Source organism: Streptomyces sp. NPDC018000 (genome assembly GCF_044328025.1).
In the GTDB taxonomy this organism is placed as follows: Bacteria; Actinomycetota; Actinomycetes; order Streptomycetales; family Streptomycetaceae; genus Streptomyces.
Window position 1 is genome coordinate 374,744 of the sequence record NZ_JBIRGM010000004.1, and the last position, 13,999, is coordinate 388,742.

The 13,999-nt window shown below is 68.2% G+C and carries 13 protein-coding genes; 9 read left to right on the forward strand and 4 right to left on the reverse strand.

Annotation, left to right across the window (positions count from 1 at the left end; all coding sequences use genetic code 11):
- Positions 1-12 precede the first annotated feature (12 nt).
- A complete protein-coding gene (locus ACH4EW_RS13365) occupies positions 13-522 on the forward strand; it encodes a GNAT family N-acetyltransferase (protein WP_398255515.1) in 510 nt (169 codons plus the stop codon).
- 433 nt (positions 523-955) lie between these two features.
- Here the strand turns inward: ACH4EW_RS13365 and ACH4EW_RS13370 are convergent, their stop codons facing one another.
- Together ACH4EW_RS13370 and ACH4EW_RS13375 are read right to left on the reverse strand one after the other, a co-directional pair.
- Positions 956-1,156 carry a DUF397 domain-containing protein gene (locus tag ACH4EW_RS13370; protein WP_398255517.1) on the reverse strand — a complete coding sequence of 67 codons (201 nt, stop codon included), beginning with the start codon at positions 1,154-1,156 and terminating at the stop codon, positions 956-958.
- Complete coding sequence (locus tag ACH4EW_RS13375; RefSeq protein WP_398255519.1) at positions 1,153-2,034, reverse strand: Scr1 family TA system antitoxin-like transcriptional regulator; 882 nt, start codon at positions 2,032-2,034, stop codon at positions 1,153-1,155. The genes ACH4EW_RS13370 and ACH4EW_RS13375 overlap by 4 nt, the downstream gene beginning before the upstream one ends.
- A 173-nt stretch (positions 2,035-2,207) precedes the next feature.
- Between ACH4EW_RS13375 and ACH4EW_RS13380 the strand changes: the two genes are divergently transcribed.
- The 4 genes from ACH4EW_RS13380 to ACH4EW_RS13395 all read left to right on the forward strand — a co-directional run bounded on the left by ACH4EW_RS13380 (position 2,208) and on the right by ACH4EW_RS13395 (position 7,317).
- On the forward strand, positions 2,208-2,657 hold the full coding sequence (locus ACH4EW_RS13380; protein WP_398255521.1) for an ATP-binding protein: 450 nt from the start codon (positions 2,208-2,210) through the stop codon (positions 2,655-2,657).
- A gap of 453 nt (positions 2,658-3,110) precedes the next feature.
- Positions 3,111-3,887 carry a S1 family peptidase gene (locus ACH4EW_RS13385; protein WP_398255522.1) on the forward strand — a complete coding sequence of 259 codons (777 nt, stop codon included), beginning with the start codon at positions 3,111-3,113 and terminating at the stop codon, positions 3,885-3,887.
- A gap of 371 nt (positions 3,888-4,258) precedes the next feature.
- Complete coding sequence (locus ACH4EW_RS13390) at positions 4,259-6,076, forward strand: AAA family ATPase (protein WP_398255524.1); 1,818 nt, start codon at positions 4,259-4,261, stop codon at positions 6,074-6,076.
- Positions 6,073-7,317 carry an McrC family protein gene (locus ACH4EW_RS13395; RefSeq protein ID WP_398255526.1) on the forward strand — a complete coding sequence of 415 codons (1,245 nt, stop codon included), beginning with the start codon at positions 6,073-6,075 and terminating at the stop codon, positions 7,315-7,317. The genes ACH4EW_RS13390 and ACH4EW_RS13395 overlap by 4 nt, the downstream gene beginning before the upstream one ends.
- A gap of 120 nt (positions 7,318-7,437) precedes the next feature.
- Here ACH4EW_RS13395 and ACH4EW_RS13400 read toward each other — a convergent pair whose 3' ends face one another.
- Positions 7,438-9,093: a class I SAM-dependent DNA methyltransferase gene (locus ACH4EW_RS13400; RefSeq protein WP_398255528.1), complete on the reverse strand. Its 1,656-nt coding sequence runs from the start codon at positions 9,091-9,093 to the stop codon at positions 7,438-7,440.
- A gap of 203 nt (positions 9,094-9,296) precedes the next feature.
- On the opposite strand from ACH4EW_RS13400, the gene ACH4EW_RS13405 reads away from it, so the two are divergent.
- A complete protein-coding gene (locus tag ACH4EW_RS13405) occupies positions 9,297-10,181 on the forward strand; it encodes a metallophosphoesterase family protein (protein ID WP_398255530.1) in 885 nt (294 codons plus the stop codon).
- On the opposite strand, the gene ACH4EW_RS13410 is transcribed toward ACH4EW_RS13405, so the two are convergent.
- Positions 10,129-10,887, reverse strand: a complete 759-nt coding sequence (locus tag ACH4EW_RS13410; protein ID WP_398255533.1) for a GntR family transcriptional regulator — start codon at positions 10,885-10,887, stop codon at positions 10,129-10,131. The genes ACH4EW_RS13405 and ACH4EW_RS13410 overlap by 53 nt on opposite strands.
- 215 nt (positions 10,888-11,102) lie before the next feature.
- On the opposite strand from ACH4EW_RS13410, the gene ACH4EW_RS13415 reads away from it, so the two are divergent.
- Genes ACH4EW_RS13415 through ACH4EW_RS13425 form a run of 3 tightly spaced genes read left to right on the forward strand, consistent with a single transcriptional unit; the run spans position 11,103 to position 13,998 of the window.
- Positions 11,103-12,260: an ABC transporter substrate-binding protein gene (locus tag ACH4EW_RS13415; protein WP_398255536.1), complete on the forward strand. Its 1,158-nt coding sequence runs from the start codon at positions 11,103-11,105 to the stop codon at positions 12,258-12,260.
- Entirely contained in the window at positions 12,257-13,183 is a 927-nt protein-coding gene (locus ACH4EW_RS13420; protein ID WP_398255538.1) for an ABC transporter permease, read from the forward strand. Before ACH4EW_RS13415 ends, ACH4EW_RS13420 begins: the two co-directional genes overlap by 4 nt.
- On the forward strand, positions 13,171-13,998 hold the full coding sequence (locus ACH4EW_RS13425) for an ABC transporter permease (protein ID WP_398255541.1): 828 nt from the start codon (positions 13,171-13,173) through the stop codon (positions 13,996-13,998). Before ACH4EW_RS13420 ends, ACH4EW_RS13425 begins: the two co-directional genes overlap by 13 nt.
- The last annotated feature ends 1 nt before the right edge of the window (position 13,999 follow it).

Here is a 13,999-nt window from a genome sequence, read left to right on the forward strand (position 1 = left end):
CAAAGGAGTCTCGTGTCAGACGTATCTATTCGCCTTGCAGGCATTGCCGACCGTCCCATAGCGGAACGGCTGTGGCTGATGTTCCGCCATGACATGTCGGAGTTCCATGGTCTGCTGCCCAACGCCGACGGAACCTTCCGCAACGATCGACTCCACATGGCCTTCTCTGATCCCGACTGGGCGCCATACCTCCTGATGATCAGTGACAGCCCTGCCGGCTTCGCGTTCGTACGCAGTTTGAACGACCCGACGCGCGTGCTGAACAGCTTTTTCGTGGTGCGCGGTGCACGGAGAACGGGGATCGGGCTGCGCGCTGTTCAGGGGATCGTGGCCAAGCACCCGGGTTCGTGGGAGGTCGCGTTTCAGGACGCCAACTTGGGCGCGGTGAACTTCTGGCGTCGCGTCGCCACGGAGATCGCCGGAGACGCATGGACTGAGGAACGCAGACGGGTGCCAGGTCGGCCGGACTTGCCTCCTGACGTTTGGATCTCGTTCAGCACTCCCGCAGAGAGGTACGACTGAGCACCGAAGCAGGGCAGCCGCCGAACACACTCGACGGCACCGCCCAAGCCGGCCTGGGCAAGGCAATGGGTCACCGATCTACTCTCGCTACACACGGTCCACGTCGCCCTCGTTTCCCCGAGGACTGGCGACAGTTGAATACGCGAGCCCACCAGTATCACACCCGGATTCGTACGGTGATCAACACCAAACAACGGGCCCAGGAGCGCTACGGGCTCAGCCGGGCCCGGGCTCTCGTCAACGCCCTGCCCGCCGACCAGACCGTCCAGGAACGCGAGCAACTGTCGCTGCTGCGGAAGAAGTTCGAGGCACGCGGCACAACGGCCGCCAAGAACGCCGCGAAGAAGAAGGCGGCCGCGAAATCCACGCCAAAGGCCGTGCCGAGGCCGGAACCCGACCTCGGCGACCGTTTCATCAACCGTGCCGCGCTCGGTTACGCCTCCGAGACACCCGACACGAACCTCACGAAGGGCGCCCACTCCTCGCGCCCCACGGCGAAGGCCGGGCGTGCCAGGTCCTTGGAGTCCCGTACGTGAACAGCCTCTTCGACAACCGCGATCTCCACACAGCTGTCGCCCTGGCTGCCGCTGTAGCTGGACTTGAACCAGGCGAGTTCCGTCGTACCGCTGCTCATAGCTCTCCTCGCAGTCGCTCCAGCAGGTCCCGGGATTCCTTTGGGTTCAGGGCCTGCGAGCGCAGTGTTTCATAGCGGTGGCAGAGCACACTCACACCTTTCGGGTCAGAGATCAGTCGCCCGTTCTCCTGACCCTCCGAGTAGCCGAGTCGCCGTCCTTCCTTGGTCTCCAGAACCTGCACCGGCCCGTCCAGGCACGTATGCAACCCCGCCTCCAACGGCACCACCTGAAGCGTCACATTGCGCGGAGCGCTCCGTTCCAACACGTGGTCCACCAGCCCGCGCATCATCTCCGCGTCCCCGAATCGCCGCCGGAACACGTGCTCCTCGACGATGAAGCTGAACGGCACCGTGGGCCGCTCACGCATCATCCGCTGCCGCTCCATCCGCGCCATGAGCTGGCCCTCCAGCTCATCGTCGGTCCGCAGCGGGATCGTGCCCTCGAACACCGCCCGCGCATACGCCTCCGACTGCAACAGCCCCGGCACCAGCCGACATTCATACGTGCAGAGGCTCACCGCATCCCGCTCCAGCCGGGCCCACTGCCGGAACCAGGCGGCGAGGCCGACCTCGCCGCGGCTGAGGTGGCGGGCGGCTTTCCGTAAGGCACCCGTGTTGCCGAGCGCCTCCTCCGCGCGCTCGACAAACGCCTCGTCCGGCATCCGGCGACCCAACTCCACGGACTCCACAGTGTGTTTGGAGTACCGGACACGCGTGGCGAGCTCGGCCCGGCTGAGCCCGGCGTGCTCGCGCAGGGCCTGGGCGACCGCGCCGAACGTGCGCAGACTGTCCGACGGATGAGGCTCCCGCTCCCACTCCCCCGCCGGGGTTGTCCGGGCTTCGGCACTCCCGGCCGTCTCCCCTTCGACGATGTCCATCCGCCGCTCCTCTCTCCGTACCGCACCCGCGACAGCTCTTCGCCGCCACCCACGTTCACCACTCAGTGTGACGGCTGATCTCGCGTACCAGCTACTCCATGTGCCCGTACTCTGACTCCGCGTACGGGGTGCGGCGCTCGCATACGGCCACATGCGGCCGCCACGATGACGCCATGAACCAGTCCCTTCCCCAACTGGACGTTTCACAGCTCACCTTCACGCAGCTGCTGTCGTCCACGCGGCGCGGCGCCCGGCTCGCCCGGCTCCTCGGCGTGACTCAGCTGCGGTCCTGGGGCGCTCCGCAGGACCTCACGGAGCGTGCCGAGTGTGTCATTGCGGAGCTTGCCAACAATGCCGCCCTCCACGGCTTCCTGCCCGGCCGGAGCTTCCGGCTCACGCTCGCGTTCGACGCTTCGCCCGGCCGCCTTCGCATCGACGTCACCGACGCCCGCGGAGATCGGTGGCCGCTGATTCAACCCACGGGCGCCGCACCCGGAACGCTCCACACCGGCGGTCGCGGCCTCGCGCTCGTCGCCGCGCTCGCCGACCACTGGGACACCGTCCCCTACCCGCCCAGCGGCAAGACCGTCCGGGCGGTGCTCTCCACGCTGCCCCGCAAGTGATCGCCCTACCCGACGAGAGCCCGCATAGCCTGCTAATGGGAGGGCGCTTGCCGGTCAGGCAGACCGCAGGCCCGTAACGGCCACCGGCTCCCGGACACCGGAAGCAAGGGGATGACGGTCGTGCAGCTCGACAACAATCTGTCGGATCGATGGGCGGTCCCGCACCTCACCCGTGCACGTGCCGGGACGCGCCGCATAGGGCATGCCCCGGAAGCGACCGCCCATGGCTGATACACAGCTGAGTGAATGCCCTGATGTGCCTGACACGGTGTCGAGACCCGTCGGATGGGCTTCCGGCCCAGGATCGGGGCCTGAAGGGACCGGCCGGGTGCCGGTCCCGTACGAGCCCGCCGGGGTGGTGCCCGGTGGCATACGGAAGTGGGTGTCCTCTTGCGCAAGTCAATGAGCCGACAGGCGGTCACTGCCCTCGCGGGTGCCTGTGCGTTCGGAATCGTGTGTACCGCCGCGCCATCCGCCTCGGCGATCGTAGGCGGAGATCCGGTCGCGGACGGCAAACGGCCCTTCGTCGTGCAGATCGAACAACAGGATGACGACGGGGCATGGTCGCACTTCTGCGGTGGAGCTCTCATCGACAGCCGAGTCGTCGCCACGGCGGCGCACTGCGCGAAGTTCGTCGTACAGGGCAAGGTCAAGATCCGGCTCGTCATGGGGCGGGCCGATTCGAGTGCGCCCGGGGGAACGGTGGTGACCGATGCTCACTTCTCCGTCTACAGCCACCCCGAATTCTCGACACTGACCAACACGGACCTGGGCCTCGTCGTGCTCGACGATCCCGCCGACCAGGCGAGTGCGTCCCTTGCCCCGTTGCGGACGAAGCTGCAGCCGGGTCGCCTCGTGCGCGCCGCCGGCTGGGGGCGTACCGACCTCGCCGATCCGGACAAACCGTCACGCCTGCGCGAAGCGAAGCTTCCCGTCACCGAGTTCGACACCGAAGGAGGCACCTGGGACAAGAAGTTCATCTGCGCGGGCACCACGGCAACGCGGGTCGCGCCCGGCGACAGCGGCGGGCCGCTGTTCGATCCGAACGCATCCGCCTCGGACAAGGCTGTCGTGTACGGACTGGTGACCGGGGAAACGAACACCTGCCAGGGGCTGTTCACCAACCTGGCCGACCCGGCGATCTGGAAACCGTTCCGGAAACCGCTCGCTTCCCATGGACTCTCGCACGTTGTCCCGACCAACGCCGCCCACCCCGCCGAAGCAGCCTGAAACCGCACACCATCCAGTCGGTGAAGCCTCCAGGAGGTCGTTTCCGCCGACTGCTGCTGGGATGAGCCGGCCGGCCGGAACCCGAGCCGGGGTCGGTCGCCGCCCGGGCTTCAGCCTTCTGGACTGTGACACTGTCCCTGACCCGGGTCCGGACGGCTCCGGACCGATGACTACCGCTCTCATCCGCGCAAGACGGCACAGAGACGCCACTGCCGATTTTCAGGGCGTTCAGGCAGTCGTGCTGGGCCGGGGTCAAGCCGGGTGGAGCAGGGGGACATTCACAGCGGGGAGTGACGAAGAGTAATTTGACAGCGTCAACAGGTTAGGCTGTGCGGTGTCGCGCTTGTCACGCCCGAACCGGAAGGTCACCCATGCCACAGCCCGACCGTCTCCCCGGCGCGCCCGAGTTCCGCATCAAGCTCCCCAAGGACGGTGGAGAGGCACGCGGGCATCTGCTCACCGAGTTCGGCGGGAACGGCACGCACAAGTTCCTCCTGCACGAGGGGTCGATGGTGGCGGCAGAGGCGTGGCCCGGGCTCGGTGACCATGGACGCCGACTCCGTGCGGATCTGCGGGCGAGCGGCGCACTGGTCGATGCCCCGGTGGACCCCGCCCTGCCAGAGATGCCGCCACGATGGGTGACGACACGTCACATCCCGTGCAACTCCTCCTCCGCCGCCGCCGCGCTGGTGTACGGCTACGACAGTTCCGGGCCGGAGTCCTGGCGAACCGCTGAGGGCCACCCGCTCGCCGACTACCTGTCCACCGCCTGGCGCCCCCCGCGCAAGGCGTGGTTGGTGCGTGGCTCCAATGTCTCGGGGCACAACCTGGTGCGGCAACTGTGGTTGAAGGAGGGGTTCGTCTCGCTCGCCGGTGCGCATCTGCCACCCCTGGAGGAGACCGATCCGACCAAGAGCGCGTTGCGTCGCTTCGTCGAGGAAGGGTATGAGGGCGCGGCCTCGTACAACCAGAAGCGGGGCCTCGTCGACGAGTTGCACGGCTTCCTGACGCAGATGCGCATCGGCGACACGGTGGTCACCATAGGTGACGGCCGACTTCACCTCGGGCGGATCACCGGGGAGGCCGTGCAGACCGGGTCCCCGGGCGGCCTGTCCAATCTGCGGCGGTCCGTCTCCTGGCAGCCCGACAGCCACCCGTACGAGGAACTGCCGGAGGAAGTACAGCAGAAGCTCTCCGTGCAGCATGACGTCGTCGACCTGACCGGTGTCCTGGAAGCGCTGGACGGACTCACCGTGCCCTCCGACCCGGTGGCATCCGGCTCGCCCGTCCGGCAGCCCACCACCGAGCGAGCAGCACCGCGGGAGTTGTCGCTGCCGGGCGTCACCGAGGCTCTCGCTGCCGACCTCCTCGTCCACGAGAAGGACTGGCTCGATGAGATACGTGAACTTCTCACAGATGAGCGGCAGTTGGTCTTCTACGGCCCGCCCGGCACGGGCAAGACCTACCTGGCGATGAAGTTGGCCGAGCACTTCGGCGGCGGTCCCGAACAGGTCAAGATCGTGCAGTTCCATCCGTCGTACGCCTACGAGGACTTCTTCGAGGGGTTCCGGCCCGTGGAGGACGGCGAGACGCGGGAAGTGGCCTTCCGGCTGACGGCGGGGCCGCTGCGGGAACTCGCCGATCTCGCCTCCCGCGAGGGCAATCGGCACGTCCCACACTTCCTGATCATCGACGAGATCAACCGGGCCAATCTCGCGAAGGTCTTCGGTGAGCTGTATTTCCTGCTGGAGTACCGGACGCGGTCTGTCCGTCTCACCTACTCCGGAGACGATTTCGCCCTGCCTCCCAACCTCTTCGTGATCGGCACCATGAACACCGCTGACCGGTCGATCGCATTGGTGGACGCGGCGATGCGGCGCCGTTTCGCGTTCGTGGAGCTGTCCCCCCGCACCGAGCCGACCGCCGGGCTGCTCGCACGATGGCTGGGACGCGAGGGCAAGGACTTGGAACCCGCTCACCTTCTCGACGCTCTCAACGCCCGCATCGACGACCCGGACTTCGCCATCGGGCCCTCCTACTTGATGAAACCGGGCGTGTACCGCGACGGCGGCCTCGAACGCACCTGGCGCACAAAGATCCTGCCGCTGCTCGAGGAGCACCACTACGGCGAGGGTCTCGACGTCGCCGCCCGCTACGGCCTCGACTCGCTGCGCGAGCAGCGCCTGTGACCGTGCCGGATGTGACGCTGCGCGAGTACGGGCCCGCGCTCTCCGTCCCGCTGGCCGCCGAGGCCGGCCGAGCCCTTGCCGCCTCCGGAATCCTGCAGAGCGTGACCCCGGATCCCGGCCGGGAGGGGCACTGGTTGCTACGAGCGGGCAGCCGGGTCGGCGCCGTGCGCACTCCTGGCGGTCCTGTCGTACGGATCATGCCCAAGACCCCGGTGAGCCGGCTGTTCTTCCTCCTCGGCTTCAGCCTCGACCCGGCACGTGCCTGGCGCGACAGCCAGGAGGGCGCCGTCGACACCGGGGCTCACGACGACGTCGTCCCCGCGCTCGCGCACGCCGTGGAGCGGCAGATCGATGCGGCTCTGCGGCAGGGGGTTCTCCAGGGCTACCGCGAGGTGGAGGAGTCCGCGCTGGTCGTGCGCGGGCGGCTGTGCGAGGCCGAGCAGATCCGGCGGCACTTCGGCCGGACGCCACCCGTGGAGATCAGGTACGACGCGTTCACCGCCGACACCGCCGAGAACCGCATACTGCGCGCTGCCGTCGAGCAGTTGTTGCGGCTGCCGGGAGTCCCCGGCCCGGTCCGTCGGCGCCTCGCTCATCAGCGCCTGCGTCTCGCCGATGCTCAGCCTCTGATACGAGGCCAGGAACTACCGCTCTGGCATCCGTCGCGGCTCAACTCCCGCTATCAGCCCGCACTGCGACTCGCCGAGGCCGTCCTGCGTGGCGCCTCGCCGGAGCACCGGCCGGCCGAGGCCGAACCGCTCGCGGTGGACGGCTTCCTGCTCGACATGAACAAGCTGTTCGAGGACTTTGTCACGGTCGCGCTGCGTGAGGCTCTTCGTGAGCACGGCCTGACCGCGCGACTCCAGGACCCCCACCGCCTCGACACCGCGGGTCTGGTGAGGATGCGTCCCGACCTCGTCGTCCGCACCGGGGACGGTCGCACTCCGGTCGCCGTGGTCGACGCCAAGTACAAGATCGAGAAGGCCGACGGGCTCCTCAACGCCGACCTGTACCAGGCCCTCGCGTACGCCACGGTCCTCGGTCTGCGTGAGGCTCACCTCGTGTACGCGGCGGGACGGCAACCGGAGCGCTTCCACGAGGTACGCGGAACCACCGGGCCGGACGGACGAGGAGTGCGGCTGTACCAGCACACCCTCGACCTCTCCCGGGAACCTGGACGGATCCTGTCGGCTCTCCGGGACATCGCCGGAAGGCTGGCCGGGGGCACACCACACCCGTGATCATGAAGCACCGCGAGAGCCAGCCCGGCCACAACGCCGAGAAACCCATGCAGCCGTCGGTTCCCCATACGCCCCCTCCGCTCGTCGTCCGCTCCGGAAAGCACTTGAGTCGCCCCGCCCTCACTCCTCCGGTGTCAGGGCGCCCGTGGCCAGGCCGTCACGGGCGACTTCGGCGAGCTGCCGGCTCAGTTCGTCGACCTTGCGCATTCCTTCCCCGAACACGGACAGGGCCCGGAAGGCGGAGCCGTACCGACGCTGCGCGTCGATGCCCATGCGGGGGATGCGCGAACCCCTGCCGTCGAGGCGGTAGGTCCCGCTGGCACTGGTGGACCGGCGGGCGTTGAAGGAACTGCGCAGGAATCCCTGCAGATAGTCCGTGTCGAGTTGCTCGCTGGCCGAGACCGGTTCCGGACCGTCGTGCGCGACGAGCCCGGCGCGGGCGAGGTCCGCAACGCTGGTGGTGGCGCCGTCCAGTGAGCCCGGTCCGCCGCCCGGCGCGAGTTCGGGCAGGAGTGCGGCAAGCCGGCGGATCTGGTCCTCCAGTTCCTTGCGCAAGGTGGCGTATTCGCCGGGATAGTCCCGGTGCCGGGCCCGCATATGGCTGCCGGGCGTCAGGTCGACGGTGTCGTCGAGGAGCTCGATCAGCGGCACGTCGGCGACCTGGTCGGGGCGTGGTTCCAGGCTCCCGTCGGGGCTGTTGCCGGTCAGGTCGACCATGCGCACGGTGCGGTTCGTGTCCGCAGTTCCCGTGTTCTCGGGGCGCCGCAGACACCACAGATGGACGGGCAGGGCGTGCGAGGTCGCCGTCCCCGGTGGCAGGGCGACCACTTGGCGCACGATGCCCCGGCGTACGAGTTCTGCCCGGATGCGGCGGCCCGCCTTGCGGTAGGCGACCGAGGCAGGCATGACCATGAGGACCTGGCCGCCGGGCTCGGTGTGCGCATAGGCGTGTTGGAGCCACGCGAGCTCCCCTTCGGCCTTGGACGGGGTACCGAGTTCCCAGCGGGAGTCGAGCAGCAGTTCCTCTCGCCCCCACTCGGTCACACCGGCCGGCGGGTCGCAGACAACGAGGTCCGCTTTGAGTTCCGGCCATTCGTCCGCGCGCAGAGAATCACCTGGCACGATGCGCACGCCTGAACGACCCAGGAGGTCGGCGCGACGCTGCGCGAAATGAGCGCTGTCGGCATCCGTCTCCTGGCCGCAGCAGCGCATTCCCGCTTCGGCGGCGACGGACAGGAGCAGCACCCCGATTCCGCAGGCCGGATCGAGGACCGTGGCGTCGGCCGGCAGCTCGGGAGCGAAGTGGCACACGGCACGCACCACGCGCGCCGAGGTCACCTGGTCCGATCCAGCACGCCGGGCGGAGTCCATGAATCGTTCCGTCAGTCCGTTGACGAGCTCGACAGGCGCTTCGGTCCGAGCGAGCCTCTGTACACGGGTGGCGACATCGCCCGGAAGTCCCGGCTCATGCTCTCCGGCCAGCGCCCCAGCCACCTCGGCCAGGCCCGTGAGCATCTGTTCCCCGTAGGCGGCCCGCATGGCCTGCCACAGCTCGACCTCGGGTGACACCTCATGGCCTTTGCGCTGCTTGTCCAGCCATGCCTGGACCTCGGAGAGTGCGTAGAGCGGACTGTTCGCGGCACCTCCCGCCTGCGCGGGGAAGTCGTCGTAGCGCCGACGCCAATTGGAGACAGCGGCCCGAGTGACACCGGCCAACCGGGCGATCTCGGAACCGGTGACAAGGGGGCCGACCGGTGAAGCGGAGTTGTCCCTCATAGCCGCCAGCGTACACGGGCCGCAACCCCTGTCACAGAGGGAGGTGCGTTGACAACATAAACAACAGCTCTTCGTCTTTTACGTGTACGCGGCTGGTCCAGTGCGACGCACCTGCCCTGGCACTCGAACACTCTTGTCCGAGCGCGGCAGGGTGTGTTCTCGTGGTCCCGGTCGCGTGCGTGCGAGGGACGAGGGGGACATCGGTGGCCGACGGTACCGGGCAGTTGCTGGCCATCAGCGACCTGCACATCAGCTACGCCGAGAACCGTGCCCTGGTCGAGCGCATGGCGCCGGACTCCGACGACGACTGGCTGCTCGTGGCCGGGGATGTCGCCGAGAAGGTGGCTGACATCCACTGGGCCCTCAAGACGCTGGCGAGCCGCTTCCGCAAGGTCGTCTGGGCTCCCGGCAACCACGAACTGTGGACCCATCCGAAGGACGCCATCACCCTCCGTGGCGCCGCCCGCTACGAGCACCTGGTCGAGCTGTGCCGCGAACTGGGCGTAACCACCCCGGAGGACCCCTACCCGGTCTGGGACGGCCCCGGCGGCCCGGTCGCCGTGGCACCACTGTTCCTCCTGTACGACTACAGCTTCCTGCCGGCCGGCTGCGCCACCAAGGACGAGGGGCTTTCCTACGCGCACGAAACCGGCGTCGTCTGCAACGACGAATACCTGCTGCACCCGGACCCCTACCCGAGCCGCGAGGCCTGGTGCCGGGACCGGGTGGCGGAGACCGAACGCCGACTCGCCGCACTCCCCGACGACCTGCCCACGGTCCTCGTCAACCACTACCCGCTGGACCGCCACCCCACAGACGTCCTGTGGTACCCCGAGTTCGCCATGTGGTGCGGCACCCGGCTGACCGCCGACTGGCACCGCCGATTCCGCGTGGCCGCCATGGTCTACGGCCACCTCCACATCCCGCGGACCACCTGGCACGAGGGCGTCCGCTTCGAAGAGGTGTCGGTGGGCTATCCCCGCGAGTGGCGCAACCGCCCGGGGCCGCCCGGCAGACTGCGCCGTATCCTGCCGGTCAGCCGCGTCGGCGCGACAGAGCCGTTGTCGCCACCGAATTGTGCACCGTGAAGGCAATCGTGCCCGGCAGAAAGCGGTCGTCCGACCACAGCAACGGTCTGCCCGACTGGTCCGTGGCCCGCCGCCGCTCTCGCATCAGCGACGCGTCCGGGGCGCAGCCGAGCAGGCGCGCATCGTCGGCCTCGGCGTGAACGAGGTCAATGGTGTGCTCTGTGTCCGCGAACACCACTCCCTCCTCCGCCAGGAGCTCGGTATGTGAAATCGCATGGGGCTCAAGGCGGGCGATCATGGCGCCGATGTGCTCGGGGTAGAGGGTCCGCTCGATCATGATCGGGACACGCGACAGCGTCCGTAGCCGCAGCACCCGGTATATCTGCGACCCGGGTGCGAGGCTGAGCTGCTCGCACTCCGACGGGTTGGCCGGACAACTTTTGATGTCGATCGTGCGGCCTCCCGGCTCCTCTCCGAGCGAACGTGCCCAGCGGGTGAAGCTCAGCAGTTCGAAGAAGCTCTGGGTAGGTGCGGTGCCGAGCACGACCCGCCGCGTGCCACGTCGGGATGTGACCAGGCCGTTGGCGCGCAGCACCGCCAACGCCTGACGGACGGTGCCGCGTGACACGCCGTACTGCTGGGCGAGTTGTTCCTCGCTGGGCAGCCGGCCGTCCGAGCCGAAGGCGCCGGCAGCTATGGCCTCACGCAAGCTGGCCGCCAGCCGTCGATACCGGGCTTCGGTGGTGCCGCCCCCCGCGACTGCCATGTCGTTCTCCTTCCCTCAGCGCCTGTCGACGCTCTGGCCCGACCCTATCCACTCCCCGGGCCCGGCTCACCGGCCGGGCGCTCTCGCTGCGTGACCCGCGCTCTCTTCCGGAGAAGCTCCCCGGCCCGTACATCGGCGTTCACCTCCCGTACACAGCCCCCAGAGGTAATGAGCCAAGTTGTACAGCCAACTCCATCTCTTTCCAGGAGAACCCTGTGAGACTGCACCGCGCTCGCACCGCAGGCCTTGCCTGCTCCGTCGTCGTGGCCACGCTTGGGCTCAGTGCATGCGGCGTGACCAGCGCAAATGAGACCGGTGGCGGCGGTGGCAAGGCCGCGACCGCCACTTCGGCAGAGGACTTCGGGGGCATGGACGCCCTTGTCGCTGCCGCGAAGAAGGAGGGCAAGTTGAACGCCATCGCCCTTCCCCGTGACTGGGCGAACTACGGCGAGATCATCGACGCCTTCGAGAAGAAGTACGGAATCAAGGTCGAGGTCGAGAACCCCGACGCCTCCAGCCAGGACGAAATCAACGCGGTGACCTCCCGCAAGGGCCAGGACCGGTCTCCGGACGTCATCGACGTGGGCAGTGCCTTCGCCACCAGCGCGGCCGAGCAGAACCTTCTGGCGCCGTACCGGGTCAGCGCGTTCGACCAGATCCCTAAGGCGCAGAAGGACGCCCAGGCTCGCTGGTACAACGACTTCGGCGGCTATGTCTCCATCGGTTGTGACGCGGCCCGCGTCAAGAAGTGCCCGAAGACGTTTTCCGAGCTGATGGATCCGCAGTACAAGGGTCAGATCGCGCTGACCGGCAACCCGACGAAGTCCAGCTCGGCCTTCGGCGCCGTGTACGCCTCGGCACTCGCCAACAAGGGTTCCTTCGACGACATCAAGCCCGGCCTGGACTTCTTCGCCCGCCTGAAGAAGGCCGGCAACTTCAATCCTGTCGAGTCGAGCCCTGCGACCATCCAGAAGGGCGAGACGCCGATCAGCATCACCTGGGACTACCTCAACACCGGGTACGCGGACGACCTCCGCCCCAAGGGCGTCGACTGGAAGGTGAGCATCCCGTCCGACGGTGTGTACGCCGAGTACTACTCCCAGGCGATCGTGAAGTGGGCACCGCACCCGGCCGCGGCCCGCCTGTGGCAGGAGTTCCTGTACAGCCCCGAGGGTCAAAACCTGTGGCTCAAGGGCCACGCCCGGCCCGTGCTGATGCCCGAGATGCAGAAGTCCGGGACTCTCGACGCGACCTTCGCCGCCGAACTGCCGAAGACACCCGGCAACGGCCCGGCCGCCTTCCCCACCGAGGGCCAGATCAGCAAGGCCAAGCAGGCCGTCGTCCAGGGCTGGTCCCAGGCAGTCGCCGGATGAGCGCCGTCCAGATGGCCGGGGGCAGCAGCCGGACCCGCTCCTTCGGCAGCAGGGCCGGGCTCGGGTCCGCCCGGCGGCGCATTCCGCGCTCGGCGGGGTGGCTCGGTGCCGTGCCGCTGCTCGTGTTCGCCACCGTGGTGTTCGGTCTCGTTCTCGGGACGATGGTCCTCGGCGCTTTCACGACACCGCAGTCCGCGCCGGGAGGGGCCCGCCTCACCAGCGCGAACATGAGCTCCTCGCTGCAAGGCCCCTACCTGACCGCGTTGCTCGGCAGCGTCAAGCTCTCCGCCGTCTCCGCGTTGATCGCCACCGTCGTCGGCCTGCCGATCGCGTACGTGGTCGTGACCTCGCGATTCCGCGCCCTGCGCGAGGCGGCCCTGGCGGGGTCGGGCGTACTGGCGAATTTCGGCGGTGTGCCGCTCGCGTTCGCGTTCGTGGCCACGCTCGGCAACGCCGGTGTCCTGACGAGCCGGTTCAACCTGCTCAGCCATGGCTGGAGCTTGTACAGCTTCTGGGGTCTGGCCCTGGTCTACCTCTACTTCCTGGTGCCGCTCATGGTTCTCACGCTCACCCCGGCTCTGGAGGGGCTGCGACGGCAGTGGCGGGAAGCCGCCCGCAACAACGGCGCGAACGCCTTCCAGTACTGGATACATGTCGCGCTGCCGGTCCTCATGCCGTCACTGCTCGGCGGCTATGTCCTGCTGTTCGGCACCGCGTTCAGCGCCTACGCGACCGCCGCAGCGATGGTCGGCAGCTCGGTGCCGCTGGTCACCATGCAGATCGCGGACGCGTTGTCCGGGAACGTCCTGGTCGGCCAGGGCAACATCGCGCTCGCGCTCGGTGTCGACATGGTGCTGGTCGCGGGGCTCGTGATGGCCATTCAGCTGCCGCTTCAGCGCAGGAGCGCGCGATGGCTCGCCTGAAATCGCTCCGATATGGGCGCGCCACCGTGTTGGCGCTCACCGGTGCGTACTTCCTCGTCCCGCTCGCATGTGCCGTGGCTTTCAGCATCGGCGCCGGCGTCCCGGGTCAGGACATCGGCTTCGAGGCCTACACGGGCATCCTCACCGCCGGCGGCTTCACCGACAGTCTGGCTCTGACTCTGAAGCTGGCCGCCGCCACCATCGTGCTCGTTCTGGGTCTGCTCGTGCCCGCTCTGGTCACGGTCCGGCTGGCCGCACCACGCCTGCGCACACTCGTAGAGATCGTGTGTCTGCTGCCGCTGGTCGTACCTGCCGTTGCCCTTGTCGCGGGAATCAGCGCGGTGCTGGGCTGGGGATCGGATCATTTCGTCGGCACACCGCTCTTCCAAGCGCTGGTCGCACTGCAGAATCCGCAATTCCCCCTCGTCCTGGTGCTGGCGTACACGCTGATGGCGCTGCCGCTGGCGTACCGCACGCTCGACACCGGGCTCGCAGCCATCGACCTGCGGGTGCTCGTCGAGGCCGCCCGGGCCTGCGGGGCGCCATGGCCGCGCACCCTTCTGCATGTCGTTCTGCCCAACCTGCGCGGAGCGCTGCTCAACACGGCGTTTCTCACCCTGGCGCTGGTGCTCGGTGAGTACACCGTCGCCGCGATCCTCGGCTACCAGCCCTTCGCCGTGTGGATCCTCGCCATCAGCGGATCGCAGGCCCAGATGTCGGTGGCCGTTTCGGTGATGGGCCTGCTCGTCACCTGGGTGCTGCTGTTGACCATCGCCACAGCCGGACGCGCTCGCCGTCCCAAGGAGACCTCATGAC